The following is a 26,661-nucleotide window of genomic DNA, read 5'->3' on the forward strand; positions in this document are numbered from 1 at the left end:
GGGGGTTGGGGGCGGGTGCCCCATTTTTAATTCCTGATTTCTCACTCTCTGCATCTCATGAAAACCACACTCAGTGCATCCGCTCTCTCTCCCACACTCTCGCAGCTCGCGACATCCAACTCCGCCTATGCCAAGGTCTATCCGGGCGAACCGATCGATCGCCAGCCCGTGCACACGATCTACGGAGGCGGGCACCTTTTCAAGAAAGACACCGCCCGCCGTCTCGGCGATGTCGCGCTCGCGTCTCTCCGCGACTACGCCCCGGACTTCGCGACCTTCGCCCGCGCGATCGGTCTCCGCGGCAGCGAATCGCTCCCCGAAACCTCCGGCGCCGCCGCCGCAATCGACGCCGAGTTCCAGCGCGATCCTTCCGGTGCTGCAAAAGCGAACCCGCATGCCGCGTTTGCTCGCGTCGTCTACAACCGCGTCGTCGATAAACTCACCCGCGAACCCGCCGAAGATTTCCGCATCGACTTCGAAGATGGATACGGCGTGCGCACCGATGCGGATGAAGATGCCCACGCCCACCAGGCCGCGCTCGAAACCGCGCTCGGCATGAAGGAGGGCACGCTGCCTCCCTTCATCGGAATCCGCATCAAGAATTTCGGCCCCGACACCCACGCCCGCGGCATCCGCACGCTCGACATCTTCCTCACCGCGCTCTCCGAAGCGACCGGCAAGAAACTCCCGCCCAATTTCGTGGTCATGCTCCCCAAGCTCGTCTCGGCACAGCAGGTCGCGACAATGGTCGAAATTCTCGAGCAATTCGAAAAAGCAGGGCTCTTTCCCGTAGGCTCACTCAAGATGGAGTTCATGGTCGAGACGACGCAATCGGTGATCGACACGCGAGGCATCTGCCCGCTCCCCGATTTCGTGCGCGCATCCAAAGGCCGCTGTATCGCCGCGGCGCTCGGCGTTTACGACTACACCGCGAGCGTCGGCGTCACCGCGCAGGAACAAAAGATCGATCACCGGGCCTGCGATTTCGCGCGCCACGTGATGCAGGTCTCTCTCGGCGCAACCGGCCTTTATCTCTCCGACGGCGCGACCAACATCATGCCAAGCGCTCTGCATGTCGCCCCCGAAGGCGGCGCGCTCACGCCGCAGCAGACCACCGAGAACCGCAGCGCCGTTCACTCCGCCTGGAAACTCAACTTTGCACACGTCCGCCGCTCGCTCGCACACGGCTGGTACCAGGGCTGGGATCTCAACCCGGCGCAGCTCCCGATCCGCTACGCCGCGGTCTACTCGTACTTTCTCGAATACCTGCCCGACGCGACCGCCCGCCTCCGCAACTTCGTCGAGAAGGCCGCACGCGCAACTCTCGTGCGCGGAGCCGGCGGCGCGGGAGGCGGCAGCGTCTTCGATGACGCCGCAACCGCGCAGGGCCTGCTCACGTTCTTCATCCAGGGTGTGCGCCGCCAGGCGATCAGCCCGCAGGAACTCGCCGCAACCGGCTTGACGACCGATGAAATCCGCATGCGCTCGTTCATCGAGATCCTGCGCAAGCGCAGCGGCATCAAATAGCGCCGGTTCGAAGCGCGGTCACTTCCGCTCGATCGTCGCCTCGATCAATCCGTACGGCTCATCGGTCGGGACGAAAATCTCGTTGGGGTTTTCCATCCCGAACGGCTTGAGATTCACGAGCAGGCAGTGGATGTTCGGCAGGCTCAGCCGGATGTTGCCGATCGATTCGCACCGATCGATCGCGGCTTTCCCCATCGCGAACAGCGTCTGTTGCACCGATTCGCTCTTGTGATCGGCGAACGTCTCGATGATCGCACCGCGGATCCGCTCCCGCGCCGCGCCGAAATCCGCGCGCTCCGAGGTGTACTTCCAGTTCGCTGTCACGCTCGTCGCAAAGATCCGATCGCGCGTCTCGGGCAACGTGGTGTACGCATCCTTCAGGTACCCCGAGAACGCCGAGTCGGTCGACTTGAGCACAAGCAGCTTCTCGATTCCCCCCGCAGCGCCGATCGCGCCGCCCCGATCAAACGACACTTCGCACGTTTGCCTTTCTTCCGTTCCCTTCGTGAACGCGTGCGGATGCTCGCGACCGTTGATCGTCATCCGCTCCCACGGCACCTGCGCGATGCGCACCCGCGCGCGCTGCACCGGTGCTGTTTTCTCGACGAAGTGCTTTGCGAGATGCATCGCGAAGCCCTCGATCGTGTCGAGCGGATGATTCTTTCCGAGCGCGTAGACCGTGTTCTTCATCGTGTCGGTAGGAAGACACTTGGAGTTGTCGCCCGCGAGGTGGATCGCATCGAAATCTCCCTCGAGCGCGATGTCGACACTGATCTCGCGCACGGTGTGCTTCGCACCGTCGCGCGAGACTTTGACCAGCCGGACCTTGCTCTTGCCGTAGTTGTTGACGCCCAGCACCGCGCTCATCATCACATCTCCTGCATCTTGTACACCGCGCTGCATCCCGCGCTGCGCCTTACGTTCCCCTGTACGTGCTGTATCCGAACGGGCTCACCAAGAGCGGCACGTGGTGATGACGCGCCGAATCCACAACCCGGAACACGACGGTCACGCTCGGAAAAAAAGTCGTCACGCCCGACTTGGCGAAGTACGCCTCGGTTTCGAACGTGAGTCGGTAGGTCGCGAGTTCGAGTGAACGCCCGCTGGAAAGAAGCGACTTCGCCCGCCCGTCGGCATCGGTTCTTCCTTCGCCGAGCTTCTCCCAGCTTCCCGGCGCGGCCTCTCGCTCGAGCACTACGCGCACGTCAACGCCGGGCGTGCCTTTCGAAGTGTCGAGTACATGTGTGCTGATTCCGCTCATGATTCCACCAGCTTTTCCAGCCTGATCCGGACGATCCTGCTCTGCTCCTGTGCCGCGTTCTTGAGTTCGGTCGCGCCGTCGTTGCTCATGCGTTTTTTCAGACTGTCCAGCATTTCCTGACCGGTTTTTCCGGTTGCGCAGATCAGAAAAACGTGGCCGAACTTTTTCTCGTACTTCTCGTTTCCTTCGGCGAATTCCGCTCTCACCCGCTCGCTCGCGCCGGCCATGCCGCTTTGTTCTTTCGAGCTCTGCGTGGCGGTTGCGGCGAATTTCGCTTGTGCGAGATTGCGCTCGCCGATGCGCGGGTGATGCGAGAACGCCTCGAGCCAATCCTTTGTTTCGAGGCCGAACCAGACGCGGTCGGCCTCTGCGAAGAGTTTACCAGAATCGGCGAAGGGCCGCAAGCTGAGCATTTGGTCTACCCACTTGCACGAACCGCACACGGAATGCAGCGCGGCACGCGCGGATTGCTCATCCATCGCGTTCAATTTCGCGAGCCCCGTTGTAGCGCCTGATTGGAATTGAGCATCTGCCACCGCTGGCTACTCCGTGATTCCAAAGAGTCGAAGTCGGCTGATGCCGCCATCGGGGAAGATTTTCAATCGCGCGTGCGTGCAGGACTTCCCGGCGGCGCGGAGTTCGCTTTCGTAGAAATGCTGTTCGCTCGCTCGCAGCTTGGTTCGCGGGAGCAGCGTCTCCCACTGCTGCAACGCGGGATCGAAAGCATCGCCCGCGCGCGCATCGCAGATCTCGATTTCGCAGCTCTCGGGGAAGTTGCCCTTGAAGTGATTGGTATCGACTTCCACTTTTTGGACTCTGCCTCGGTGGCCAAGCTGCACGATGCACCAATCGAACTCGCCGCCTTTGAGCCCGCGCTTGCGGCGGGTTTCCCAGCCGTCGCCCATGTTGGCGCTGCGGCCGGGCATGATCAGATTGTGGCGCGAGCCGAAGTGCATGTCGTTGCAGGCGATCACGAGCGCGCCGTTTTCCGCGCCGGCGAGATCGACCACTTTGCCTCGGAGCGCCTGCCAATCCGGGAGGACGGTTCCGTGCACGCGGAAGCGCGCGACGCCTCCATCGGGGAAGATGTTGAGGCGGACGTGCGTGAAGCGCTTGCCGCCTGCGGCGTCATTCGCGGGGATCAGGTGTTCGCTGTCGGGATTGAGCGTGGCGCGATCGGTCACCTGGACCCAGCGCGTGTCGGGGGAGAGGAGGCGATCAACGCCCGGGTCGCCGTCGATCTCGACCGCTTCGACGGTGCAACTCTCGGGCTGATTGCCCTTGAAGTGTCCGGTGTCCACGTTGACGCCCCGGATGATGCCGGGTCTGCCGAGCGCGATGATGCACCAATCGTGCCCGGCGACGCGCTTGCGCCGGCTTTCCCAGCCGTCCATCCACTTGCCGAATTCGGTGTACTTGTCGGCGATCCAGATCGCGCGACCCGGCTTGAGCAGGTTTTCCTTGCCCGCGAAGAACTCGTCGCTGGCGATGAGCGCTTTGCCGCCCATCCGCGCCGACGCCAGGTCGATGAGATCGGAAAAGTCTGCTACGCCCGCGATCGCTTGACCCATCTTCCGGTTGCCTCTTTCGCGAATGCACGCCCGCCATCGAGCCCCGAGCCGAAGCGAATATTGCCGCTCGAAAACACCTGTTTTCCTCGGATGAATGTCGCGTGCACAACACCTTTCACGTTCCGCCCATCATACGGCGTGGCCTTGTGGCGATGTTCGAGTTCGCTGCCGCGGATGGTCCACTCGGCTTCGGGATCAACAACGATCAGATCGGCATCCAGGCCGGGCGCGATCTTGCCTTTTTGATCTTCGATGCCCGCGAGCTTCGCGGGGGCTTCGCACATCCAGCGCGCGAGATCGACGAGTGTTCCGCCGCGCGATTGGGCGCCGGCCCACACCGCCGGGAACTGAGCCTGCAGGCCCGCGATTCCGCCCCATGCTTTGGCAAAGTTGCCCTCCTGAAGGCTCTTGAGTTCGGCGGGGGCGGGCGAGTGGTCGGAAGCGATGAGGTCGAGCGTGCCATTTTCAAGGGCGCGCCAGAGCGCTTCGCGGTGCGCGGATTCGCGGATGGGCGGCGCGCACTTGAACTCGGTCGCGCCGTCGGCGATTTCCTCTGACGCGAAAGAGAGGTAGTGCGGGCAGGTCTCAGCGGTGAAGCCGCGGAGTGATTCCTTTGCGCGCGCAATCGGTGCGATGGAATCTCCCGACGAAACATGGACGATGTGCGTGCGACAGCCGGTCTGGCGGCACAGCTCGACCATCATCTCGATCGCGCGGGTTTCGGAGATCGAGGGGCGCGAAGCGAGATACTTGCGGTAGCTGCGCGGATCGGACTCGAGCCCGCTGGGCCCGCGCGCGGCCTCGATCGCGGGCGGGTCTTCCGCGTGCACAAGCAAAGCGCCGGCGTGCGCGCCATCGCGGAGGGCCGCGATCAGCGGCATCGCCGACTCGAGATCGCGGCGCGTGACGTTCGGAAACTCATCGATTCCGGAGTGGATCGTGAAACACTTGAAGCCGAGCACCCCGGCGTTCCAGAGTTTCTCCAGTTCGCCGGTGTTGCCGGGAACCACACCACCCCAGAATCCAAAGTCGCAGGCGCACGTCCCCGAAGCGGACCGAAGTTCGCCCTCGAGCGCTTCGACGCTGGTCGCGACGGGCGAACAGTTCAGCGGCATCACGATGATTGTGGTGACGCCCCCGGAAACCGCGGCCTTGCCGGCGCTCGCGAAGCCTTCCCATTCGGTGCGACCCGGCTCGTTCACGTGCACGTGGGCATCGACGAGTCCGGGCATCAGGGCGAGTTGCCCGATATCGATCGAGCGGATGCCCTGCGGCGGGTTGCGGCCGGCGCGGACTTCCGCGATGCGCTCGCCACGCACAATCACCGTCGCGGGGGCGATTGCTCCATCGCGCACGACGCGCTCGCTGAAAATCGCGAAGGGTTCTTCGTTCACGACAAGAGAATAACCGGGGAAAGAGAAGAAGAAAGGCGGTCAACTCAAAGGGCTCGAAGGGCTCAAAGGGTTCCGCGTCTCTTTTCTCCACTCCGCGCAGCTCTGCTTCCTCCGCAGCTCCGCGTTCTCTCCGACTTCTCAACGCAACCCATCGCCCGCATCGGGCCGGCCCTGTACGATCGTGGCGTGACACCCCGCCCGCACTCGCTGCCGCTGCTGAAGGACTTGCCGCTGAGTGCGGCGCCGCGCGCCGATGCGGGGGAGGCTCGGGAACTGCGGGATTCGCACGGACGCACGATCCACGACCTGCGTCTTTCGATCACCGATCGCTGCAATTTCCGCTGCATCTACTGCATGGAGCCGGATGTCCGTTTCTTTGCGCGCGAGCAACTTCTTTCGGTTGATGAACTTGTTCGCGTCGCATCGATCTGCGAGTCGCTGGGGATTCGGCGGCTGCGGTTGACCGGTGGCGAGCCGACGCTGAGGCCGGAGCTGGACGAGATCATCGAGCGGGTCGGCGAATTGGCCTTCGACGATTTCTCGATGACGACAAACGGTTCGCTCATTGAGCCGGCGCGGCTGCGGCTGTGGAAGGCTTCGGGATTGACGCGCCTGACGTTCAGCCTCGACAGCGCGGACGAAGCGACGTTTGCCTCGATGACGCGTTCGCGTTCGAAGATCTCGGATGTCTTCGGTGCGATCGCGGCGGCAAACGTAGCGGGGCTCGGGCCGGTCAAGGTCAACGCGGTGGTGATGCGGGGGAAGAATGAGGATCAGATGGCGAGGCTCGCGCGGATTGCCGCGGAGGGCGGATTCGAGATGCGGTTTATCGAATTCATGCCGCTTGATTCAGGGCACGCATGGAACCGGGCGCTGCTGGTGCCGGCATCGGAAATCCTGGAACTGCTGCGGGGAGAGGGAGACATCACGGCGCTCGATCGCGCGCGGCCGAGCGAAACGGCGGAGACGTTTCTGTTCACGCCCCGAGGTTCGCGGCATACCGCACGCATCGGGATCATCGCGCCGGTCACACGCTCATTCTGCGGCAGTTGTTCGCGACTGCGCATCACGGCGGACGGCAAGGTTCGGCCGTGTCTCTTCAGCCTGCGCGAGTTCGATGTGCGGTCTTTGCTGCGTTCGAATGCGGAGGACGCGATACTTGAGCAATTCCTGATCGATGCAACGTGGACAAAGCAGGCGGGGCACGGAATTTCGTCGCCGGATTTTGAGCAGCCTTCCAGACCGATGTCCGCGATCGGGGGGTAAGGCGTTCAACTCAAAGGGTTGAAAGACAGGAGAGAACGCGGAGTTGCGGAGTTTGCGGAGTTGCGCGGAGGGGAAGAAAAGAGAATAGATAGAAGAGACTGAGAGGAGACGAAAGGCAGTCAACTCAAAGGGCTCGAAGAGCTCAAAGTGTTGAAAGGCAGGAGAGAACGCGGAGTAGCGGAGTCTGCGGAGTTGCGCGGAGCGGGGAAAGAGACGAGAGAAGAGAGACGAAGCGAAAGAAACGAAGAGGACTAAGGACGAGGAGAGGCGGCACGCTCAGCGGGTGATGGCAATCGGTCGGCCTGGCTGAAGCGACAGGCGGATTCCTTCCCAGACGAGAGCGGTGCCGGCGACGACGAGGACGATTGCGAGCAGACGGCGGATTGTCTGGCCACCGAAGCGACGAGCGCCGAGGTAGGAACCGGCCAAGCCGCCCGCGGCGGCGGCGATGCACCACACCCAGATCTCGGAAGGTGGGTGCATGCCGCTCTTGATTGCGCCGGAGAGTCCGGCGATCGAGTTGACGAGGATAAAGAGCACGCTTGCCGCGGCGGTTTCCTTGGCGGTCGCCCAGCGGCAGAGCAGGAGGAGAGGGCTGAGGAAGATGCCGCCACCGGTGCCGGTCAAACCGGAGGCGAGACCGAGCGCGCCGCCCGCGCCGAGCGCGATGGGAATCGGGGGCGGGTGTGCCGCGGGTTCGTCGCGCTTGAGCGACCCGATCCACAACCGCCACGAACTGAAGAGGAGGATCGCACCGATAAGCGGCTTGTAAATCTCTGGGGGCAGATTCACTGTGCCCCCGATGTATGCGAAGGGGACGGACATGAGCGCGAAGGGCCAGAACGATCGCCAGCGGAAGTGGCCCGCGCTTATGAACTGAACAGTGCCGATCACGGCAACCACGATGTTCAGGGTCAAGGATGTCGGCTTCATCACTGCCGCCGACATCCCCCACAATCCCATCACGGTTAGATAGCCGGACGCGCCGGCGTGACCGACGGATGAATACAGAAAACCGACGAGAAGAAAGAGCGCACCGAGAATCCAGATGTCCGCGGTCAACGCTTGGCCTTTCGCTTGCTCTTCTTTTTCTTCGAGGGTGCAGGCGTTCTCGATCGGGCTTCGGCGAAGACGGGTTTCTTCCAGATTGGCACGTCGCGTTTCATGCGGTCGATGAATTCGCCGGTCGCTTCGAGCGCCTCGGCGCGGTGCGCGCTCTCCACGACAAGCCGGAATGAGACTTTGCCGACGCCCACTTTGCCCTTGCTGTGCCAGACCGAAACATCGAGCACGCCGAACTCTTTCTGCATGGCCTCGGCGAGGAGCTGAAGCTGCTTGCTCGCCATGGGTTCGTAGACCTGATAGTCGAGTGAGCGGATTTTTTTTCCCGCTTCTTCGGCACGCACGACTCCTTCGAAAACGACGAACGCGCCGGTTCCTTTTCCGACCGCCAGGCGGGCCGGCTTGAGCGCGCCCCTCACGATTTCAACGTAGACGCTCATCCCCCGCTCACCATCCCGATCAGCGCCAGCTCGTCCTTCGAGCCGACGACTTCGTTTCCGGAGGCGAACGCGTGATTGACCGCGAGCCTCGCCCCCTTTAATTCGGGCCACTTGTCTTCCAGCACCCGCAGGATTTCTCGAGCGCGTGCCGGGCTGTTCACTTCGACCTCCACGCTCTCTCTCCCCAGCTTCGCCTGTTCGCTGCCGAATAGAAAGACTCGAACCTTCATGGCTTCAGTGTAATGTCCCGTCTCCTGATTCGCGAAAATGCTCTGCATGTCTACCAAAGAGACTCCATTTCGTTTCAACTCTCCGGCGGCGGCACTCGGGGAATTGCTGCGCAGGCTCCCCCGGGTTTCGCAGGAGCGTGTGGCGCTCGGCCGAACGGCGGGCCGGTTTCTGGCGGAGGCCGTACACGCGGATCGGCCGTCGCCCGCGCTCGATGTGAGCGTGATGGATGGATACGCGGCACGTCTTGAAGATCTTGCCCGTGGCACACTTCCCGTTCGGGGCGATGCGCTGATCGGAAAGCCGCCGATTGTGCTCGAGGCCGGCTCGGCGGCGCGGATTGTGACGGGAGCGCCTGTGCCGCGGGGCGCGGACTGTGTGATCCGCGTTGAGGACACGACGAGCGCAGAAGATCGGATCTCATTTGATCCGTCGATCGGGGCATCGCTTCCTACGAACCGATTCATTCGGCGCCAGGGCGAGAACGCCACTGCCGGGGCGGAAATCCTGACTGCGGGCACGTGCATCACTCCCACGGTTGCATCGGCGCTCGCTTCGTTCGGGATCGCGACGCCCCTGGTCTATCGCCGGCTGCGCATCGGCATTCTGAGCACCGGCGATGAAGTCTTGCCTGCGGAGGCGATGCCTCAGCCGTGGCAACTGCGCGATGGGAATGGCGCGGCACTCGAGGGGCTTTTTTCGTCCCTCGGGTTTGTCGAATCGGTGGAAGTGCGGCACGCGCCGGACGATCAGGCGCGGATATTGGCGAGCGCTTCGGAACTTTTGTCACGATCGGACGCGTTGTTTTTATCCGGCGGAGTTTCGATGGGGCATCGCGATCTTGTTCCGGCGGCGCTGGCCCAACTGGGCGCAACGACGGTGTTTCACAAGGTGCCGCAGCGTCCGGGGAAGCCGATCCTGGCGGCGACGGGTCCGCGCGATCAGTTGATCTTGGGCCTGCCGGGAAATCCGGTATCGGTGCTCGTCACGGCGCACCGGTTTGCGGTGCCGGCGCTTGAACACATCGGAGGGAGCGCGACGCTCCGGCCGGTGCCTTCGATCGCGATCGAAAGCCCGGACGAACAGACGATCCCGCTTTGGTGGCATCGCATCGTGCGGGTCAATGAGGCGGGACGCGGCGAGTTTGTCGAGAACAAGGGGAGCGGCGACTTGATCGCGTCGGCCCGATCGGACGGGTTCGTCGAGATTCCGCCGGGAACCTGCGGGGCCGGGTCGTGGCCGTTCTATTTGTGGCGGTGTTGAGGGCGTGCGCCAGGCGCGGACCGCCTCGTACGATTGGGCGTGACAAGCAGCGGCGGAAAACTCTCGCACATCGATGACAACCGCGCGAAGATGGTCGATGTCTCGGCGAAGCCGGTGAGCGAGCGCACCGCGGTCGCGGAGGCGTTTGTTCGCGTCTCGCGCGAACTCGCGTCGGCGATTTCGGAAAACCGCATCGCCAAGGGAAACATTTTCGAGACGGCGCGGCTCGCGGGCATTCAGGCGGCGAAGCGCACCGATGAGTTGATCCCGCTGTGCCACTCGCTGGGGCTGGACTCGGTCGATGTCCAGATTTTTCTGGAAGACGAAACGGTGCGGATCGTGGCGACGGCGCGAGCGACTTCACGCACGGGCGTCGAGATGGAGTCGCTAGCGGCGGCGAGCGTCGCGGCGCTCACGATCTATGACATGGGGAAGGCGATTGATCGCTCGATGAGGATTGACGGGATTCGGCTGCTGAAGAAGACCGGCGGCACGCGGGGCGATTACACGGCGCCGGGATGATGCCGACTCAAGCTGCCGCGGCCCGGCGCTTGTGCTGCTTGGCCCGACCCAGACCCAAAGCCCGCTTATCAAGAACGCTTTCGATGTCGGAGCGCTGGCGCTGACCCGAGAGAATGGCGAGGAGGAGGAGGCTCTCACCGGAGGCGGAGGAGAGGATCGAACGGGCGGAGTTGGTGTCGGTGCGAGTCTTCATGAAAGGACTTGCCGCGGGAAGGCGGGTTCTTGCAGCGGATTCTCAAGATTTGTCCCTTTGCTGTATCCTGCCCTTATGCCGATCCGAGCCGCTGTTTTGACCATTTCCGACCGGTGTTCAAGGGCCGAGCGAGAGGATCTGTCGGGGCCGGCGCTGCGGGCGATCCTGACAGGGAAACTTGCGGCACAGATTGCGGCGTTCGACATCGTTTCGGACGACCCGGACGCCATTGCGAACCAGTTGGTGGCGTGGTCGCACCCTGATCAGAAGATCGATCTGATCCTGACGACGGGCGGAACGGGGCTCGCGCCACGCGACAATACGCCCGAGGCGGCGAAACGCGTGGTCGAGCGCGAGCACCCGGGTCTGCTCGAATTGGCGCGGCGGCGGTGTTACGAAAAAACGCCGAAGACCTATCTGTCGCGCGGCATTTCGGGGACGCGGAACCGGACGCTGATCATCACGCTTCCAGGTTCGCCGCGGGGAGCCGGCGAGATGCTGGAGGCGCTGCTGGATGTGTTGCCGCACGCGATGGAGACGCTGCGGGGGGAAGTGACGGATGGATAAATGGGAGGCGGTCAGAAATCCGCGAAGTGATCCCACTTGCGAACTTTCATCTCACGTGGAACACGCAAGGAAATGAAGCGATGTCCGGGCGTTCCTTTGGGCGCCGACTCGTCGATCAGCCCAATATTGCCTGTGAAGAATGCCGCGGTTTTCTGTATGGCGGGCATCCATCGATCATCGAGCACGATGAGAGAGCCGGGGCGCGCGAGCCTGACAGCGAAGAAGGTGTCCACGAAAGCATTGTCGAACAGGTGGCCTCCGTCCACAAAGATGAAATCGAACCTGGTTCCCGCCTCTGCGAGGCGAGGGAGAACGTACTCCGAGTATTGTTTTTCGAACTTCACCCGATCCGACAATCCGGCGCGTCGGATCATTTCAAGTCCGACAGAGTCCCAGTGGCTTTCCTGAAAGGGATCGAGCGTGAGCGCGTCGAACGATTCCCGGTGACGCAGGATCCCGAGGCTGAGAAAGACGGTCGAGAGGCCGAGCCCCAGACCGACTTCCAGAAAGTTTGCGGCGCCTTCGTTTGCGATCAGCTCTGTCAACGTATCGCCCGAATCGCGGGTCATGCCTGTCGGAAATACTTCGATCGGCGCGCCGGAGCGACCGAACAGCTTCTTCGTTTCGTACGCGTCTGCCAGAACACTTTGGCAACGATCGGCGAGCACTCGCTCGATAGTGGTCGTCATGCCTCCATGATCGACACTGGCGGAATGCGTGCTTGAGCGCCGGCGGAGAATGATCGCTCGTCAACCCCGCGGGCTGCCGCGGACAATGAGAAAAGCCGCCGGCGAATTCGCAACGCCTTGCCAAAGGGAAAAAATGCCGGAGGAGGGAGTCGAACCCACACGCCTTTTGAGGGCGGCGGATTTTGAATCCGCTGCGTATACCAATTTCGCCACTCCGGCCGCTAGAAACGAAGGTTAGGCACCTTGCGAGTGTCTTTTGGCACCCTCTTGTGACGGGGTTTCATCCAGCAGACGCAACTTTACAAAATCTGCTCGCCCAAGCACCTTGATGGCTTCTTGGTGGTTCTTCGGGGCCAAGTGAGCATACCTCTGGGTGGTCATGATCGACTTGTGGCCGCACAGCTTGGAGACGGTTAGTAGCTCCACACCACGCTGTACCAGACGGCTTGCGTAGGTGTGCCGAAGAACGTGGGGAACGAACTCCTCATCCATCTCCAGCCCGAGCTTGGTCCTCATCCGATCCCAGCGGTGGTCAATGGCTGAGACGGTGAGTTCAGGAGGGAAGAAGGAGAGCCCAGCCGGCCTTTGCTGGAGCATCTGCCAGACCCGTGGAGGGAGAGGAACCACTCGGGTAGTTCCGTTCTTGGTCTTCCTCAAGGTCGCCCAGAACTCCCCATTGGATTCCCGAACATCCGGCTTGGTCAGATTGAGGGCCTCGGAGAGACGCGCTCCGGTGTCAATCAGGAAGACCACCAGATCGTGCATGTCCGTATCCCCGATGTGATTGAACCATCGGCAGACCTGATCCTCTTCCTCTTGGGTGAGCCAGCGGACTCGATGTTCCGCTTCCTTCTGCTTGCTGATCCGAGGCATCTTGGTAAGCCAGCCGAGATCATCAGCGAGCTTCAGCATCTTGGAAAGAGCGGAGAGCTTGCGGTTGATGGTCCCACCTGAGTTGCCCTTGGTCTTCAGTTCAGAGATCATCAGGTCAATCACCGCTGAGGTGATGAGACGTACCTCGATGTCTCCAAGCATCTCCACCACGAGATCGGCATTCAGGACGGCCATTCGCTCGCCCTTGGTGCCCTTCCAGAACTTCTCAACGGCCTTATCCCTTAGGACTCCCAGCGTGTGCTTCTCTGAGGGGGCCTTGGTATCCACCACCAAGCCCTTCTCAAGCCTGGCCCGGAGTTCGTTTTCAAACGCCTTGGCTTCAAGCTCCGTCGTGAAGGCGTTCAAGTCAAACGGCGCGAAGGGTTGAAAGGCGGGAGAGAACGCGGAGGGGCGGAGTTTGCGGAGTGGCGCGGAGGGGAGAAGAGAAGAGAGAAGAGAGACGAAGAGACGAAGAGACGGAGAGACGGAGAGACCGACAGAAAGGCATTCAACTCAAAGAGCTCGAAGGGCTCAAAGAGCAGAAAAGAAATGCGTTGCGGGGTAGGCGGGTCGAGATGATTCCGATTGGGGCAGCGCATCGAACGGCTGGGGAGAAGTCGAATCCTTCGGTTCTCAGTTTCGGCCCGCGGCGTACTTCATCGCGCCGTCGGCCAGAATGTCGACCGCGTCGTAGAGCTTCACCGGGGTGACATCCTGTGTGACGACCAGCGGAACTTCGCTGCAGGCGATGACCACGCCGTCGCAGCCGCGTTTGCAAAGGTTGTTGATGATCGAGAAGATCGCGGAGCGGCTTTCGGGGCGGGCGGTGCCGTAGATCAGTTCGCCGAAGATGATTTCGTCGAGCAGTTCGACCTCGTTCTCCTCGGGCGCGAGGACGTGGATGCCTTTGAGGCCGAGGCGGGTCTGGTAGGTGGAGGCCATGGTCACGAGCTTTGTGCCGAGGATGCCCACTTTTTTTCGCCCGTCCACCTCGATCGCCTGCGCGACGAGATCGGTCATGGTGATCCACGGGATCGGAGAACCCGCTTCGGCGAGGTAGACGCCGTGCTGCACGATGTTGTCGGGCGTCATGCAGACGCGGGCGCCGCATCGGGCGAGCATCTCGGCGGAGCGGCGCAGAAGGCCGCCAACGGCGTGCCAGTCGTCTCTGCGGATGGCGTCGATGTATTGACCGAGCGGCTCGTTGTGGAGCGTGATGACCGGCTGCTGGTCCGGTGGCAGATGGTGCGACGCGGCGCGCGACAACTGCCGATAAAAGAGCGCCGCTCCCTCCGGACTCACTCCAACAATGCCCAGGTGCTTCAACATTGCAGGACTGTAGAAAGCCCGAAGGTCGGAGCGGCGAGAGAACCGGGATGAGACGCTCCGGCGCGGATGAGAGCGGAAAGGCGGACGTGACCTCAAGCCCTTTCGAAATCCTCGGATTGCCCCGCACCTTCGATCTTGACGAGGGCGCGATCCGTCGCGCGTACCTTGCGAGAGTCGCGGCATTGCACCCCGATCTGGCGGAGGCGGAAGACGCTCAAGCAGAATCGGCCGAACTCAACCGGGCGCGCGACGTCCTGGTTGATCCCGAGTCCAGAGCGAACTTGCTGCTGTCGTTGCTTGGGGGACCGCCGAAAGAAGCGGATAAATCGCTGCCGCCGGCGTTCCTGATGGAGATCATGGAGACCCGGGAAGCGATCGAGTCGAGCCTGGCGTCGGGAGATGAGGCGGAGCGGAAGCGCTGGAGCGACTGGGGGCTGAAAGAGCGGTCGAAGTATGTCGGGCAGGTGAAGGGCCAGTTTGCGGGGCTCGGGGCTTCTCCCGATCCGGGTGCACTTCGGGAGTTGCGCAAGACGCTGAATGCGTGGCGGTATATCGAGCGGCTGATCGAGCAGCTCGATCCGGCGTATGACCCGAATTCGGCGGACTTCAACAGCCCGTGATTCGGCGGCAAAGGCCGCTCCGGGGGGCTTGGAGAGGGCTTAGGGGCAATTCAGCAGGTCATAGGCCTGAGCGAAGAGCACGAAGTCGAGATCATCGGTGAGGGCGTCGCCATTGAGATCGGCGGCCATGGTCACGAAGACGTCGTACGCCGTGGCGAAGAGCACGAAATCGGCATCATCGACGACGTTGTCGTTGTTGAGATCGGCGGGGCAGGAACCAGCGACAACCGCGAAGTTGTACGAAGCCCCGCCACCGGGCGCGCCATTGCCGCTGGGGAGGCTTGAAGCCAGATTCGGATTGTCGATGTCGCCATCGAGGGCGACGGAAGTGGCGACGGAGGTCGGCGTGCCGAGAGATTGAACGGTGTAGGAGGCGGCACTGAGTTTGGAATCAAACTGAAGCGTCGCGGTGAGCGTGCTGAGGTTCCAGGAATAGGTGAACGCGATCGGTGAGCCGTTGCGGAGGACCTGGAAGTTTGCGGCGGAGAGGTTCATGTTCTCGCTAAAGGTGAGTTTCACGTTCGAGGGCGAAACACGGAACTCGGGCGCGGCGCCTGGCACGGGAGCGCCTTCGAGAATGACCGGGGGCGCGCCGGTGGAGATGTAAGTTTCGGTGGTCTTGCCGTAGTTGAGAATCCAGGTGTTGGGATCAAGATTGAAACCGGTCGGGGAGGAAGGCGTCGGCCGGATGAACCAGCTCGTGCGGGCGGCGGGCGCGACCTTGTACGTCACGCTGCCGGCGCCGCTTGTGAACTGCGAGTCGATCGGGGTTGTGAAGACTGGGTAACTCGCGGTCTGCGATTGGCGGATGTGGAACTTGGCGTAGGTTTTTCCGTTGACGGTGAGGGGCGTATAGCCCTTGACGTAGGTGGGCGCGCCGCCGAGATAGACCCATTGATTGAAGAAGGGCGCGAAGTCCTTGCCGGTGACGGCGTCGGCGACGGCGCGGATGTCGTCGGTCGTGACGGCGGAGCCGGTGTATTGCGCACGAATCTGGCCGAGGAAGTTCCAGAAGGTCGTATCGCCCATGACGCCGCGCAGCATGTGCCAGACCCAGCCGGCTTTGTAGTAGACAAGCGATGTGTTGAAGATCGATGAGTCGTTGGTGGTGTTGTAGACGTAGACCGTTCCGGCGACGGAGCTGCTGCTGGGCTTGCGCGAGTTGAGCGCGCTGATCAGTGCCGCCTGGCCGCTCGAACCGATTTTCTTTTCGGCCCAAAGGCATTCGGTGTAATCGGCCATTCCTTCGTTGAACCAGATGTCGCTCCACGTGCGGCAGGTCACGTTGTCGCCAAACCATTGGTGACCGAGTTCGTGGACGGTGAGCGATTCGCCGTAACCCTGCTGGCCGGTCATGGTCTGGTGTTCCATGCCGCCGCCGAACGGGAATTGATACATGCCGTAGCCTTCATTCGCGAAGGGATAGACGCCGTAGATGGGCTGGAGGACGTCCATCATCGCGGGCACTTTTTCCCACGCGGCGCGATTGGAAGCGGTGTCGCTCTGGGGGTAGAGGTAATAGCGGAACGGAAATGTCACCGGGGCGCCGCCGCCCGGAGGGTTGTAGGTGTACGACAGCGAGTGCTCGTTGTAGTTGGTCATGCTGAAGCATGCGAGGTATGTCGACATCTGGTAGTTTGACTGCCAGCGCCAGCGCTTGCGTCCGTCGATCAGAGTGTCGACGCCCTGGGGTGTGCCGTTGGAAACGCCCATGAGGTTCGATGGGGTCGTGAGCGCGAGATTCCAGGTCGCCTTGTCGCTGTTGTCGCCCGGCTGCGCAAAATCGCCGTCTTTCGCGGGCCACCAGGTGCCCGCGTAGTAGGGCTCGCTGAGCGAGGAAACGACAGGAATCCCAGCTTGTGTCGTGAAAGTGATCGAACCGAAACCCGCGGAAACGGGAACGCCGCTGTAGGTGATCTTGATCGTGAAAACTTCGTTGAGCGCGTAAGGACGGTTGAGCGTGATCGTGCGGAGATAGGAACTGCCGGAGGGGGTTGTGGGGAGACTCGAGGGCACGCCATTGATCTCGATCGCGGAGACCGTGAAGTTGCTGCGCAGCGCGAAGGTGAATTGAGTGAGATTGGCGACGAGGCTCTTGACGGTGATCGTGTTGCTGCCGCTGATGACCTGCGTTGTCGGATCGACGGCGATATCGAGCGAGTTGTTCAGCACGTCCGTCGCCGAAAAGGCCTCGCGATCCGAAAAAGGATTGGCCGGCGGGAGATCGCTCGGGGCGAGCCCGGCGGCGAAGCGTCGGCGGAGCATCTCGGCCTTGCCGCATCCATCAACCAGAGGAGCGAGACAGTCATCGAATTCGTCGTGTTTATGCGAGTCCGTCGTCGCCGGCTGAGCCGATGCCATCGAGGAAGCGAGGCCACAAGATAGAGACAGCCGGCAAATCCAGCGAACGGATCGACTCGTCATGAATGGGGCCTCCGAGGGCGTTGGTCATCAAACATACCGCACCGGTCCGGATAAGAACAGGCTTCCTTGCAGGAACCGCGAAAGAAACTGCCTGCGGATCGGGAGAACCATGTGCGGACCAAGAGATATGGGGAGTCGGTGGGCCGTCGTGGAGCGCTGCGGCCGGTCATAATTCCGACGTGTCGCGGCGCTGGGCTAGTGAGGTGGCGACTTGAGCGCCGGGGCCGTATCCGCTGCCCTCGACGCCGGCGTCGGCTCGTGCGCCTCGATCTTCGCGTTCAGATTCCGAACGAACTCGTCGCTTGCGCGTTCGAGGAATGGTGTATCGCTGATGGCCTGCGCGTGTGCCGCGGCGAGCCACTGCTGGTAGGAATCGTGCGGAACGACACCCTCCATGCGGGCGACGACTTTTCCGTCCCACAAGATCAGCGTGGCGGGGATGGAGAAGACTTTCAGCCGCTCCGCGGCGGTTTTTTCTTTATCGAGATCGACGTACGCCGGAACAAAGTCGCGCGCGATCTGCCGCTCAACCGATGGCTCGGACAAAACACTTCGCTTCATTTCCTGGCACGGGCCGCACCAGTCGGCCGTGGTGAACGCGAACACGGGCTTTTTCTCGGCGCGGCCGCGCTCTATCGCGGCATCGAGCGAGAGACCCTGAGCAAAGACTTTCGGCACGGGCGCTGTCGCGCCGCCAAAGAGGCGATGGACCACGATCACCGTGACGATAAATGTGAGGATCAGCGCGATGGGGCGGAGGATTTTCACGATGATTTGGAAATAGCTTCGCTCAATTATTCCAGAGCATTGAGAAACAGGCCGGTCGCGAGCTTCGGATAGAAGAACGTGCTTTTCTGAGGCATCAGTTCGTTCGCGCGGCTGACGGCACGGACGGCGCTCAGCGGAGTTGGACGGACGATGAGCGCGACCTGCGGCACGAAGTTTTTGCCGCCACCGGCGCCGGTTTCGGCGCCTTTTCCGATTTCGAGAACCTCGGCGATCGAGTGAGGAAACGCCCACTTCACGGCTTCGTTGCCGTTGAGCTTTGGCTGGCAGATCGCTTCCACGATCAGATACTGAATGATCGCGACATCGAGCGTGCGCCACTCGCGCGGCTTGGACGCAAAGCGGGAAACCAGCGGATCGGGCCTTTGCGGTGTGATGAAGAATGCCTCGCGCAAAGCGAAGTCGTAGAGACCGATGGTGTTCTCAACTTTCGCAGCCTTGACTGCCGAATCGAGCGCGGCAGCATCGCCCCGCACAGGCTCGAAGCGGAGGTCATTTGCCGCGGCATCGCGGAACGCATCGAGCGAATACCCCTTCATGCCTCCGAGAACGCGGTGCGTCGGACCGATGATCAGACCCGGATCGGACATGCCGATGAGAACCATCATGCATTTGCGGGCGGGGTGATCCGCGGAAACCGGCCCTTTGCTTTCGAGCTGCTTCAGATAATTGAGCTGCGTGTTGTATCGGTGATGTCCATCGGCGATGAAAATGTCTTCGCCGGCGAGCGCGGTCTGATAGGCGGAGATCGTCGCCTGATCATCGACCGCCCACACTTCGTGGAGCACGCTGTCGTAGTCCATCTTTGCCGCGGAATCGGGCCGGCGCGAGGACATGATGGAGCGGACGAGTTTGGTCGCGGCACCGGAATCGTCGGCGTGAAGACCGAAGATGGGCGAGAGTTGTGCGCGCGTCGCGTTCATGAGCGCGAGGCGGTCTTCCTTCGGGCCGGAAAAAGTTTCTTCGTGCGGGAGAATGCCGCCTCCGGCGCGTGTTCCGAAGGAAACCGCATCGATCGTGGCGGCCATGCCGCATCGCTGATGCGTCGCGCCGTCGAATTCAAAGGTCTGCCGGTACGCAAACATCGCGGGCACTGCGCGGCGAGCAAGTCTCTTGGACTCGAGCATTTGCCGGTAGCGCCGGCCCGCTTCTTCGTAGGAAGCCGCGGGGCCGAGTTCCTTGGGCGGAACGTGCGGCAGATCAACTCCGACGATGTTCTGCTCGCTGCGCGCAAGCAGCCGCGCTTTCGCCTTCGAATCGAGCACGTCGTAGGGCGGCGCGATGAGCGCGGAGAGATCGGGACCCGACGAGAACTGGACGGCGCGAAATGGATAGACCTGCGGCATCGGACGCTCCGGAAACGTCACTATACGAACGGAGGCAGGAGATTCGGCGCGCTCATTCCGGCTTTCGAGGCTGATAGACTCCGGGTGTCGCGCGAAATCCGATGGAGACACGGTTCCACGCATTGATCAGCGAGATCGCCCAGCTCAATTCCGCGATCTGCTTCTCGTCGAAATGCTTCTTGAGTTCCTCGAACGCCGGATCGGGCGCGTGCGTTTCGGAAATCCTGGTGAGCGCTTCGGTCCATTCGAGTGCCGCGCGTTCTTTTTCCGTGTAGAACGGAGACTCTTGCCAGGCATCGAGCGAATAGAGCCTGATGTCGGTCTCTCCGACCGCCTTTGCGTCCTTCCAGTGCATATCGATGCAAAAAGCGCAGCCGTTGATTTGAGATGCACGCAGCTTCACGAGATGGAGGAGCGCCGCTTCAAAGCCGCTCGCGTGCAGAGCCGCCTCCACCGCGAGCATCGCCTTGTAGATCTCCGGGGCCGCCTTCGGGTAGTTCATTCGCATTGCCATGGCCGCTCCTTTTCTGCATGTCATTCGCGTTGGGCGCAGATTATTCGGCGCTGCGCCCCGGCGGCAAAGGGTTCTATCCTTTCACATGCCCACCGCGCTGGTGATTCGCGCTCCCGGAACAAATTGCGATCAGGAAATGTGCCGCGCCTTTCAACTGGCGGGCGCCACGCCGGAGTTGATGCATCTTGACGCGCTGGTGAGAGACCCTTCGCGGCTGGCGGGGTATCAGCTCATCGGGTTTCCCGGGGGATTCTCGTACGGGGACGATATCGCATCCGGACGCATTTTCGCCATGCGCTGCCGCGAGAAGCTTTACCCGGCGCTCCGAGAAGCTGTCGAGCGAGGTGTTCCGATGATCGGGGCGTGCAACGGCTTTCAGGTGCTGGTGCAGATCGGGATGCTGCCGGGCCCATCCGCGGGTTTGGCATGGCCTGCGCAGGAAGCCCCGGCGCAGAGTGTCGCGCTGACGGACAACGAAAACGGTCGCTTCTGCGATCGCTGGGTCGGCATGATCGCGGAACCAGAAAGCAAGTGCATCTGGACGAAAGGAATCGAAGAGGAAATCGATCCGCGCGACGCGGACGATGTCTGGATGTTCCCCGTCGCTCACGGGGAAGGTCGTTTTATCTGCAAAGACGAGGCGGTACTCCACGACATCGAATCGAGCGGGCGCGTGGCGCTTCGCTATTCGGACAACTACAACGGGTCGCAGAACGCCATCGCGGGGATTTGCGACGCTTCCGGGTTGGTTTTCGGCCTCATGCCGCATCCGGAGCGATTCCTCGAGTGGACGCGCCATCCCTATTGGACTCGACTCGATCCGCGCGTGCGTTCAAAGCAAACGCCCGGGCTGCGCATTTTTCAGAATGCCGTGCGCTTCTCCACCTCTTCGTGTGCGCAAGCATCCTGATTCAAACTCCAGGAAACAGTTTGCGATAGCCCCGCTTTCCGCCCACGATGCAACAGTCCGCACTCACAGATCCGTCCTCGCTGCGAGATCTACTCCTCGCGCGCGGTCATATTTCAGGAAAACCGGAAGAGTGGACCATCCAGCGGTTTCCTTCGAACCCGAAACGAGCCGACGCCGCGACTCGCGGTCGCTTTGTCCTTTCATCGTCGAGCGAGCCGCCGAAGCTCCTGACGGTCGATGCTCAGAAAACCGATCTGGCCGAACGCTGCAAGAGCTTCGCGCGTGCCTGTCCCGATCTGACCTGCCCGGTTCTGTTTCACTCGAGCGATGATGATGGCCATGTGATCGCGCACGAACTCTTTCCGGGCGTTCCCATCGACCTCGCGGTTGAGAACGGGTTTCTCACGGCTCCCGAAGCGGTTGCGTTGCTGCGCCAGGCGCTGCATGTGCTCGATCGCACGTCGCATTCGTCGCGGCCGCGCTCGAGAGAGACGGAATTCGGCGAGCTCACGGCGCGTATCGCTGAAATATCCGACCTTGATCCTTCCGACCTGCGTTTTCTCATGGACGATGCCCTTCCATCACTTCGTGCCGCCTGCGTCAAGCTTCCCGCTCGAGTCCGTTGGACCAACGGAGACTTCATTGCGAGCAACGTGCTGGTATCCAGAGATCGCCGCATCCGGCTGATCGACTATGAGTTCGCTCGGGTAACGAGTTTTCCGGAAGAAGACTGGTTCCGTTTCATGAATGTGGGGCACGCAAGCCCGGAGCTGGCGAGGCTTGTGCGCGCAGAATCGGGTGAACAGCCGAAGTGGATCCACTTGTATTTCTGGCTGCGTCAGCTTGCGCTTGAGGCCAGAGTCAACAACCACCGGCTCTTCGCGGCCTCGTTGCCGGCTCTGCTGAGCTGCATCCGTAGCGCACACTCGCTGATCGCCCCCACGAGCGGCGCGCAGTCGCGCGTGCCCGCGCCGTTGCGCCCGATCACGCAAGCGCTTCGGTCTTTCTTCCCCCGATCCAAACTTCCGGCTTCGCTTCAACACCCGCCCGAGGGGTGAACCCGAGCGCTGCGAACCCGCCCACGCTTCCGACGAAGAAATTGACGGAAGTATCGACCGGGCTGCAATAGCGGTACCCCTTTGAACGCATGAACTCGTTCAGGAGATGCGCTCGTCGATCCGCATCGATCACGTCGGCGGGCGCGACGCCGACTTCAGGTGCGAGAAGGCTCAGGCGATCCAGATAGTCTTCCGACACCCGGCGCTTGTGGATCATCGCGTGATAGAGCAGCGAGTAGAAGTAGTCATTCGGAGTCGGAACGAAAAAGCCGTCGCGCCCAACTCGGTCGCGGAGTATCGCGCGCGACCACTCCGGCTCCATGTACCGATCCTCCGGAGTGCGCAGATCGAACGGCACTCGCTGCTTGTTGACGGAAACAAAGTAGTGCATGCGGCGAGGATCGGGAAACGCGCGTTCCGCGTCGAGCACGTAGGCGGCCTTTGCCGGTTTCTCGCAGAGCAGATCGATGTCGCCGTGACCTTCGAGCGTGTAGCGATCGGGCATCGATTCGAAGTTGCGGAGAACAACGAAACGGGTGCACAAATCAAGCACCGAGAAGAGCTCGCGCAGACCGCTCCATCCGTGCGCACCGGCAAGATCCTGCTCGAGCAACTCACCGTCGGGCCGCGAAGTCCGTGCCCGCAGGAAATCTTCCGGAGACAAGCCGGTCAGCAACGCGACGTCGTGCCGGCATTCTTCGACGGAATTCGTCGCGTGGATGCGATGCCCGCCGCCGGTCCATTCCCGGTAGCGCACCTTGGCATCGAAGACCTTCGTGTTGACAACGCTCGGGCCGCGCGAAGTCTTGCGCTCGGCGTACAAGGGCTCGTTGTCGCGGACCAGAACCATCGCAAAGGGACCGTTGCCGCAGTGGATTTCCTTGTACGACTGCGAGGGAAGGTGGGTGCCGTAGAAGCGCGTCATGTTGCGGGCAAACTTCCCCGCGCTCCAGCGGATGTCAACGTGCGAGAGCGGCTCGAAGCGGTCGCGCAGATCGGCCTTTATCTTGTCGAATTGCGGTCGTGCGTTCGACCAGATGAGGAACAGATGGATCTCGGGTGTCATCTCACTCCCGTCGAAGCTGCCTGCGCGCGAATGCCGCACGGATGGTATTGCGCGCGGGATCCGGCACCAATTCCTACGATTCCCCGTGACCGCCCGCCCAACCAAAGGCAAAGTCCTCGTCGCGATGTCCGGCGGCGTCGACTCGTCCGTCGCCGCGGCACTATTGCAGCGCGATGGCTACGAAGTCGTGGGCTGCTTCATGCGCCTTGGTTCGCCGGGCGAATCGCTGGATGCGATGATCCCGTACGAGGCCGCGGCGGCGTGTCCGGTTCCGCCAAACGGTGAGGGGCGAACGATCAGGATCGGGCATCAGGGCTGCTGCTCGATCAACGATGCGGCGGATGCTCGTGCCGTCGCGGCGCAATTGGGCGTCGCGTTCTATGTCTGCAATTTCAAGAAGGACTTCGGCCGGATCATCGACTACTTCGCGGGCGAGTACGCGAGCGGCAGAACGCCGAACCCGTGCGTCCGCTGCAACGACTGGCTGAAGTTCGGAAAGCTGCACGAATACGCAAAGCAGATCGGGGCGGACTTTGTCGCGAGCGGGCACTATGCGCAGATCGGACGCGACGAGCGCGGCAATCCCGTGCTGCTGAAAGGAATCGACGACGACAAGGATCAGTCGTACGTTCTGTTCGGCGCTCCGCGCGAACGACTGGAGCACATGATGCTCCCGATCGGCGGGCTTGAGAAGCCGCGCGTTCGAGAACTCGCCAGGTCATTCGGCCTGCCGGTCTTCGACAAGCCGGACAGCCAGGAAATCTGCTTTGTTCCGGATAACGACTACGCGGGATTGCTCGAAAGACGGGAGCCATCGCTGGTGCGCGAAGGAGCGTTTGTGGATACGTCGGGCCGAACGGTCGGAAAGCACCGGGGACAGCACCAATTTACGATCGGCCAGCGACGCGGACTGAATCTGTCGCTGGGGTATCCGGTGTACGTCGTCAACAAAGACTCCACAACAAACACGGTTGTAGTCGGCCCGAAGGAAGCGCTGGCGTGCGGCTCGTGCACCTGCGCGGAGGCGAACTGGCTGACAGACCATTCACAGTTGTCGGACTGGTTCCCCGTTCTTGCAAAGTATCGCTACAACACTCCGGCGGCGCCCGCACGAGTGCGGCTTCTTGCGGATAAGCCGACGGCGCCGTCTCCCTCGGGCCGCACGGGTTCATTCGAGGTCGTTTTCGACGCGCCGCAGGAAGCGGTGGCTCCTGGCCAAGCGATGGTGCTCTACTCGAGAGAACGGCCCGAACTCGTCCTCGGGGGCGGATGGATCGCGCGAGTCGAGGCACCCAACGCGGGTAGCCCGGATTGATCGATCGCGCCAAACTCACATCAGGCTGACCGGGTCCACATCGATCGCGGTCTTTGCATCGCTCTTGAGCAACCCTTCGGCTCGCGCCGAGCCGAGCGCATCCTGCACAAGCCCGGCCCGCGGTGCGGCGAGTTCGATACCGAGTCTGTACTGATCGGCGATGCGCGTCAGCGCGGGCACGGTCGGTCCGCTGACGCGGACGCCGGCGTTGTATCGGCTCGACCAGGCGCGGAGCCACTCGGCAAGTGCCGCGGCACGCTCGCGAACGACCTGCTGTTTCCCGTCGCGACAGACAATCCGAGCCATGCGCGAAGCAGGAGGCAATCCAAATCGGCGCCTCGCGCCGATTTCTTCTGATGCAAATCGCTCGAACGCATGTTCGGCCGCCAGCACGATCGCCGGATTCTGAGGCTCCATCGTCTGGATGATCACCAGTCCGCGAGCGTCCGCACGCCCGGCGCGACCCGAAACCTGGCTGATCAACTGGAACGTGCGCTCACCCGCGCGGAAATCGGGCAGGTTGAGACCGGTATCCGCGCTCACGACTCCCACGAGCCGGACGCCGGGGAAATCGAGCCCCTTCGCGATCATCTGCGTTCCCAGAAGAAGGCGAGCCCTTCCGCTCGAAAAAGCCGAGAGCGCGCCGAAGTAGTCCTTCGCCGTCTTCATCGTGTCTCGATCGACACGGATCAGCGAGTCCGGACCGAGCGACAACTCTTCGAGAAGCGGCCAGAGTTCTTCTTCCACACGCTGAGTGCCCGCCCCGAGTCGCACCAGCGCGCGTGAGCAAAGCGGACACGCCCTGGGCACGACGCATTCGGAAAGACAGTGATGACAGCGGAGCAACTCGCCCGACTTGAGCGCCGCGTCGCGGTGCAGGATCATCCGGGCATCGCATCGTTCGCAGCCCATGACCCATCCACACGACGGGCCGCTCGCGCAGCCGACGTAGGTGGAAAACCCGCGCCGATTGAGAAGCAAGATCGCCTGCGAGCCTTCCTTCAGCGCCGCGTGCAGGGCACGCCGGAGCGTCGGAAGCACGCTCGGATCACGGAGCCCGAGTTTGCGGGCCTCCTGACGCTCCGAGTACATATCGACGATCTGGACGCGAGGGAGCGATCCGCCCCCCACGCGCTTGCTCAATTTCCAAAGCCGATAGCGGCTGGGAGTCTGATCGGCTGTCTGCGTCAGATGACCGCCGGCGTTCGCCCAGCTTTCCATCGAAGGGGTCGCGCTCCCGAGCACGATCGCGCATCCTTCGACGTGCGCTCGTTTGATCGCGACATCGCGCGCGTGGTACCGAGGCAACTGGTCTTGCTTGTACGAGGCGTCGTGCTCTTCATCAACGATCACCAGACCGAGTCTTGGCACCGGCGCGAAGACCGCGCTGCGTGCCCCCACCACGACCCTTGCGTCTCCGCTCGCAACTCTTGCCCATTCGCTGTTTCGGCGCGACGCGCTCAATCCGGAGTGGAGCACGGCAACGCCCAGATCGCCGAAGCGCTGCAGGAATCGCTCCGAAGTTTGCGGCGTGAGCGCGATTTCGGGTACGAGCACGATCGCGCTCGCGCCCGGCCGTTGTTCGATCATCGCACGAATCAGTCGCAAGTAGACTTCGGTTTTTCCCGAACCGGTGATGCCGTAGAGCAGGTGGACCGCGAAGTTTCCGCGCGGCCCAAGATCGGCCAGAATGCCCTTCACCGCCGCGGCTTGTTCTTCCGACAACGACACGGCTTTGTTCGGACCGAGGGTTTGGTGCACCGCGACGCTGCTCCGAGATCGGATGACCTGGCGAGTCTGTTCCTCGAGCAATCCGAGTTTCAGGAGCTTGTGAACGCCTCGAAGCGTGACTTCCGCGACAGCGACCTTCAGGGCGACCGCGGTCATGGGGAGCGCGTCCTCCGGCAGGGCACGCACTTTTTCCCAGAGCTGCTGCATGCTCGTGGAGAGTTTTTCAGGCGGCGACGCGCTCCCCCGTACAAGCACGATTTCTTCGCGTCTGCCGACGTCGCGTTTCACGGCGCTCGGCACCATGGTGGCCAGCACCATTCCGAGCGGACACACGTAGTACGCGGAAATCCATTTCGCGAGTTCGATGAGCGACGCGGGAAGTATCGCGCCGGAGCGTTTGGCAATCGCCCGGACCCTCGAAGGATCGATCTCGCCGACGAGTTCGGGCCCGCCGGTGTCCACGACTACGCCGCCCACTCTCTTCTTTCCGAGCGGCACTTCGACACGTTCGCCGATCTGCACAGGCCCGGAGGACTCGATCGGCGGCGGGATTTCGTAGAGAAGTTCCGCACCTTCCTGCCCCGCTCGCTCAATGCCGCGCTCGACGGCAATCAGCGCGTAGCGGTGCGAAGCATCGATGGTCTGCGAGAAGAGCGAGAGGCGTCCCACGATTGCGACTGTACCCCACGGCCGCATCGCCTCGCTT

The 26,661-nt window shown here is 62.3% G+C and carries 27 protein-coding genes and 1 tRNA gene; 9 read left to right on the forward strand and 19 right to left on the reverse strand.

Annotation, left to right across the window (positions count from 1 at the left end; translation table 11 throughout):
* The first annotated feature begins 57 nt into the window (after window positions 1-57).
* Window positions 58-1,527 carry a hypothetical protein gene (locus KF691_11380; GenBank protein MBX3390039.1) on the forward strand — a complete coding sequence of 490 codons (1,470 nt, stop codon included), beginning with the start codon at window positions 58-60 and terminating at the stop codon, window positions 1,525-1,527.
* Window positions 1,528-1,545: 18 nt separating this feature from the next.
* On the opposite strand, the gene pucL is transcribed toward KF691_11380, so the two are convergent.
* From pucL to allB, 5 genes are read right to left on the reverse strand one after another with little or no spacing between them, the layout of a single operon-like run.
* A complete protein-coding gene (gene pucL, locus KF691_11385; protein ID MBX3390040.1) occupies window positions 1,546-2,397 on the reverse strand; it encodes a urate oxidase in 852 nt (283 codons plus the stop codon).
* A 46-nt stretch (window positions 2,398-2,443) separates the two neighbouring features.
* Window positions 2,444-2,788, reverse strand: coding sequence for a hydroxyisourate hydrolase (uraH, locus tag KF691_11390; GenBank protein MBX3390041.1), 345 nt, complete (start codon window positions 2,786-2,788; stop codon window positions 2,444-2,446).
* Window positions 2,785-3,324 carry a 2-oxo-4-hydroxy-4-carboxy-5-ureidoimidazoline decarboxylase gene (uraD, locus tag KF691_11395; protein ID MBX3390042.1) on the reverse strand — a complete coding sequence of 180 codons (540 nt, stop codon included), beginning with the start codon at window positions 3,322-3,324 and terminating at the stop codon, window positions 2,785-2,787. Before uraD ends, uraH begins: the two co-directional genes overlap by 4 nt.
* A gap of 6 nt (window positions 3,325-3,330) precedes the next feature.
* Entirely contained in the window at window positions 3,331-4,359 is a 1,029-nt protein-coding gene (gene alc / locus KF691_11400) for an allantoicase (GenBank protein ID MBX3390043.1), read from the reverse strand.
* Window positions 4,335-5,753, reverse strand: a complete 1,419-nt coding sequence (allB, locus tag KF691_11405) for an allantoinase AllB (GenBank protein MBX3390044.1) — start codon at window positions 5,751-5,753, stop codon at window positions 4,335-4,337. The genes alc and allB overlap by 25 nt, the downstream gene beginning before the upstream one ends.
* 186 nt (window positions 5,754-5,939) lie before the next feature.
* On the opposite strand from allB, the gene moaA reads away from it, so the two are divergent.
* Window positions 5,940-7,019 (forward strand): GTP 3',8-cyclase MoaA, encoded by a 1,080-nt coding sequence (moaA, locus tag KF691_11410; GenBank protein MBX3390045.1) that lies wholly within the window; start codon window positions 5,940-5,942, stop codon window positions 7,017-7,019.
* A gap of 276 nt (window positions 7,020-7,295) precedes the next feature.
* On the opposite strand, the gene KF691_11415 is transcribed toward moaA, so the two are convergent.
* The 3 genes from KF691_11415 to KF691_11425 are packed head-to-tail and all read right to left on the reverse strand — an operon-like array spanning window position 7,296 to window position 8,751.
* Complete coding sequence (locus KF691_11415; protein MBX3390046.1) at window positions 7,296-8,081, reverse strand: sulfite exporter TauE/SafE family protein; 786 nt, start codon at window positions 8,079-8,081, stop codon at window positions 7,296-7,298.
* Complete coding sequence (locus tag KF691_11420; protein ID MBX3390047.1) at window positions 8,078-8,521, reverse strand: molybdenum cofactor biosynthesis protein MoaE; 444 nt, start codon at window positions 8,519-8,521, stop codon at window positions 8,078-8,080. Before KF691_11420 ends, KF691_11415 begins: the two co-directional genes overlap by 4 nt.
* Window positions 8,518-8,751: a MoaD/ThiS family protein gene (locus KF691_11425; GenBank protein ID MBX3390048.1), complete on the reverse strand. Its 234-nt coding sequence runs from the start codon at window positions 8,749-8,751 to the stop codon at window positions 8,518-8,520. Before KF691_11425 ends, KF691_11420 begins: the two co-directional genes overlap by 4 nt.
* 46 nt (window positions 8,752-8,797) lie before the next feature.
* On the opposite strand from KF691_11425, the gene KF691_11430 reads away from it, so the two are divergent.
* Window positions 8,798-10,012: a molybdopterin molybdotransferase MoeA gene (locus KF691_11430; GenBank protein MBX3390049.1), complete on the forward strand. Its 1,215-nt coding sequence runs from the start codon at window positions 8,798-8,800 to the stop codon at window positions 10,010-10,012.
* 90 nt (window positions 10,013-10,102) lie between these two features.
* Window positions 10,103-10,534, forward strand: coding sequence for a cyclic pyranopterin monophosphate synthase MoaC (gene moaC, locus KF691_11435; GenBank protein MBX3390050.1), 432 nt, complete (start codon window positions 10,103-10,105; stop codon window positions 10,532-10,534).
* Between the two features lie 7 nt (window positions 10,535-10,541).
* On the opposite strand, the gene KF691_11440 is transcribed toward moaC, so the two are convergent.
* Window positions 10,542-10,727 (reverse strand): hypothetical protein, encoded by a 186-nt coding sequence (locus tag KF691_11440; protein MBX3390051.1) that lies wholly within the window; start codon window positions 10,725-10,727, stop codon window positions 10,542-10,544.
* Window positions 10,728-10,802: 75 nt separating this feature from the next.
* Between KF691_11440 and KF691_11445 the strand changes: the two genes are divergently transcribed.
* Window positions 10,803-11,294, forward strand: a complete 492-nt coding sequence (locus KF691_11445; GenBank protein MBX3390052.1) for a MogA/MoaB family molybdenum cofactor biosynthesis protein — start codon at window positions 10,803-10,805, stop codon at window positions 11,292-11,294.
* An 11-nt stretch (window positions 11,295-11,305) separates the two neighbouring features.
* Here KF691_11445 and KF691_11450 read toward each other — a convergent pair whose 3' ends face one another.
* The 4 genes from KF691_11450 to KF691_11465 form a co-directional block, all read right to left on the reverse strand.
* The gene (locus KF691_11450) at window positions 11,306-11,983 is read right to left on the reverse strand and encodes a class I SAM-dependent methyltransferase (protein ID MBX3390053.1); all 678 of its coding nucleotides are present in this window, start codon (window positions 11,981-11,983) and stop codon (window positions 11,306-11,308) included.
* Window positions 11,984-12,117: 134 nt separating this feature from the next.
* A tRNA-Leu gene (locus KF691_11455) sits at window positions 12,118-12,202 on the reverse strand.
* Between the two features lie 15 nt (window positions 12,203-12,217).
* Window positions 12,218-13,222 carry a site-specific integrase gene (locus KF691_11460; GenBank protein ID MBX3390054.1) on the reverse strand — a complete coding sequence of 335 codons (1,005 nt, stop codon included), beginning with the start codon at window positions 13,220-13,222 and terminating at the stop codon, window positions 12,218-12,220.
* Between the two features lie 267 nt (window positions 13,223-13,489).
* Window positions 13,490-14,185 carry an amino acid racemase gene (locus KF691_11465; GenBank protein ID MBX3390055.1) on the reverse strand — a complete coding sequence of 232 codons (696 nt, stop codon included), beginning with the start codon at window positions 14,183-14,185 and terminating at the stop codon, window positions 13,490-13,492.
* Window positions 14,186-14,271: 86 nt separating this feature from the next.
* Between KF691_11465 and KF691_11470 the strand changes: the two genes are divergently transcribed.
* Entirely contained in the window at window positions 14,272-14,805 is a 534-nt protein-coding gene (locus KF691_11470) for a DnaJ domain-containing protein (protein ID MBX3390056.1), read from the forward strand.
* A 39-nt stretch (window positions 14,806-14,844) separates the two neighbouring features.
* Here the strand turns inward: KF691_11470 and KF691_11475 are convergent, their stop codons facing one another.
* The 4 genes from KF691_11475 to KF691_11490 all read right to left on the reverse strand — a co-directional run bounded on the left by KF691_11475 (window position 14,845) and on the right by KF691_11490 (window position 19,875).
* Window positions 14,845-17,166, reverse strand: coding sequence for a hypothetical protein (locus KF691_11475; protein ID MBX3390057.1), 2,322 nt, complete (start codon window positions 17,164-17,166; stop codon window positions 14,845-14,847).
* A 258-nt stretch (window positions 17,167-17,424) separates the two neighbouring features.
* On the reverse strand, window positions 17,425-17,997 hold the full coding sequence (locus KF691_11480; GenBank protein MBX3390058.1) for a thioredoxin family protein: 573 nt from the start codon (window positions 17,995-17,997) through the stop codon (window positions 17,425-17,427).
* Window positions 17,998-18,023: 26 nt separating this feature from the next.
* Entirely contained in the window at window positions 18,024-19,361 is a 1,338-nt protein-coding gene (locus KF691_11485) for a DUF1015 domain-containing protein (protein ID MBX3390059.1), read from the reverse strand.
* Between the two features lie 52 nt (window positions 19,362-19,413).
* Entirely contained in the window at window positions 19,414-19,875 is a 462-nt protein-coding gene (locus tag KF691_11490) for a carboxymuconolactone decarboxylase family protein (protein ID MBX3390060.1), read from the reverse strand.
* 85 nt (window positions 19,876-19,960) lie between these two features.
* Between KF691_11490 and KF691_11495 the strand changes: the two genes are divergently transcribed.
* The gene (locus KF691_11495) at window positions 19,961-20,785 is read left to right on the forward strand and encodes a phosphoribosylformylglycinamidine synthase subunit PurQ (GenBank protein MBX3390061.1); all 825 of its coding nucleotides are present in this window, start codon (window positions 19,961-19,963) and stop codon (window positions 20,783-20,785) included.
* 47 nt (window positions 20,786-20,832) lie between these two features.
* Window positions 20,833-21,843, forward strand: coding sequence for a hypothetical protein (locus KF691_11500; protein ID MBX3390062.1), 1,011 nt, complete (start codon window positions 20,833-20,835; stop codon window positions 21,841-21,843).
* Here the strand turns inward: KF691_11500 and KF691_11505 are convergent.
* On the reverse strand, window positions 21,770-22,909 hold the full coding sequence (locus KF691_11505) for a hypothetical protein (GenBank protein MBX3390063.1): 1,140 nt from the start codon (window positions 22,907-22,909) through the stop codon (window positions 21,770-21,772). The genes KF691_11500 and KF691_11505 overlap by 74 nt on opposite strands.
* 85 nt (window positions 22,910-22,994) lie before the next feature.
* Between KF691_11505 and mnmA the strand changes: the two genes are divergently transcribed.
* Window positions 22,995-24,224: a tRNA 2-thiouridine(34) synthase MnmA gene (gene mnmA / locus KF691_11510; GenBank protein MBX3390064.1), complete on the forward strand. Its 1,230-nt coding sequence runs from the start codon at window positions 22,995-22,997 to the stop codon at window positions 24,222-24,224.
* A gap of 15 nt (window positions 24,225-24,239) precedes the next feature.
* Here mnmA and priA read toward each other — a convergent pair whose 3' ends face one another.
* Complete coding sequence (priA, locus tag KF691_11515) at window positions 24,240-26,624, reverse strand: primosomal protein N' (GenBank protein MBX3390065.1); 2,385 nt, start codon at window positions 26,622-26,624, stop codon at window positions 24,240-24,242.
* Between the last annotated feature and the right edge of the window lie 37 nt (window positions 26,625-26,661).

It is taken from the genome of Phycisphaeraceae bacterium (genome assembly GCA_019636555.1).
Lineage (GTDB): Bacteria > Planctomycetota > Phycisphaerae > Phycisphaerales > UBA1924 > JAFEBO01.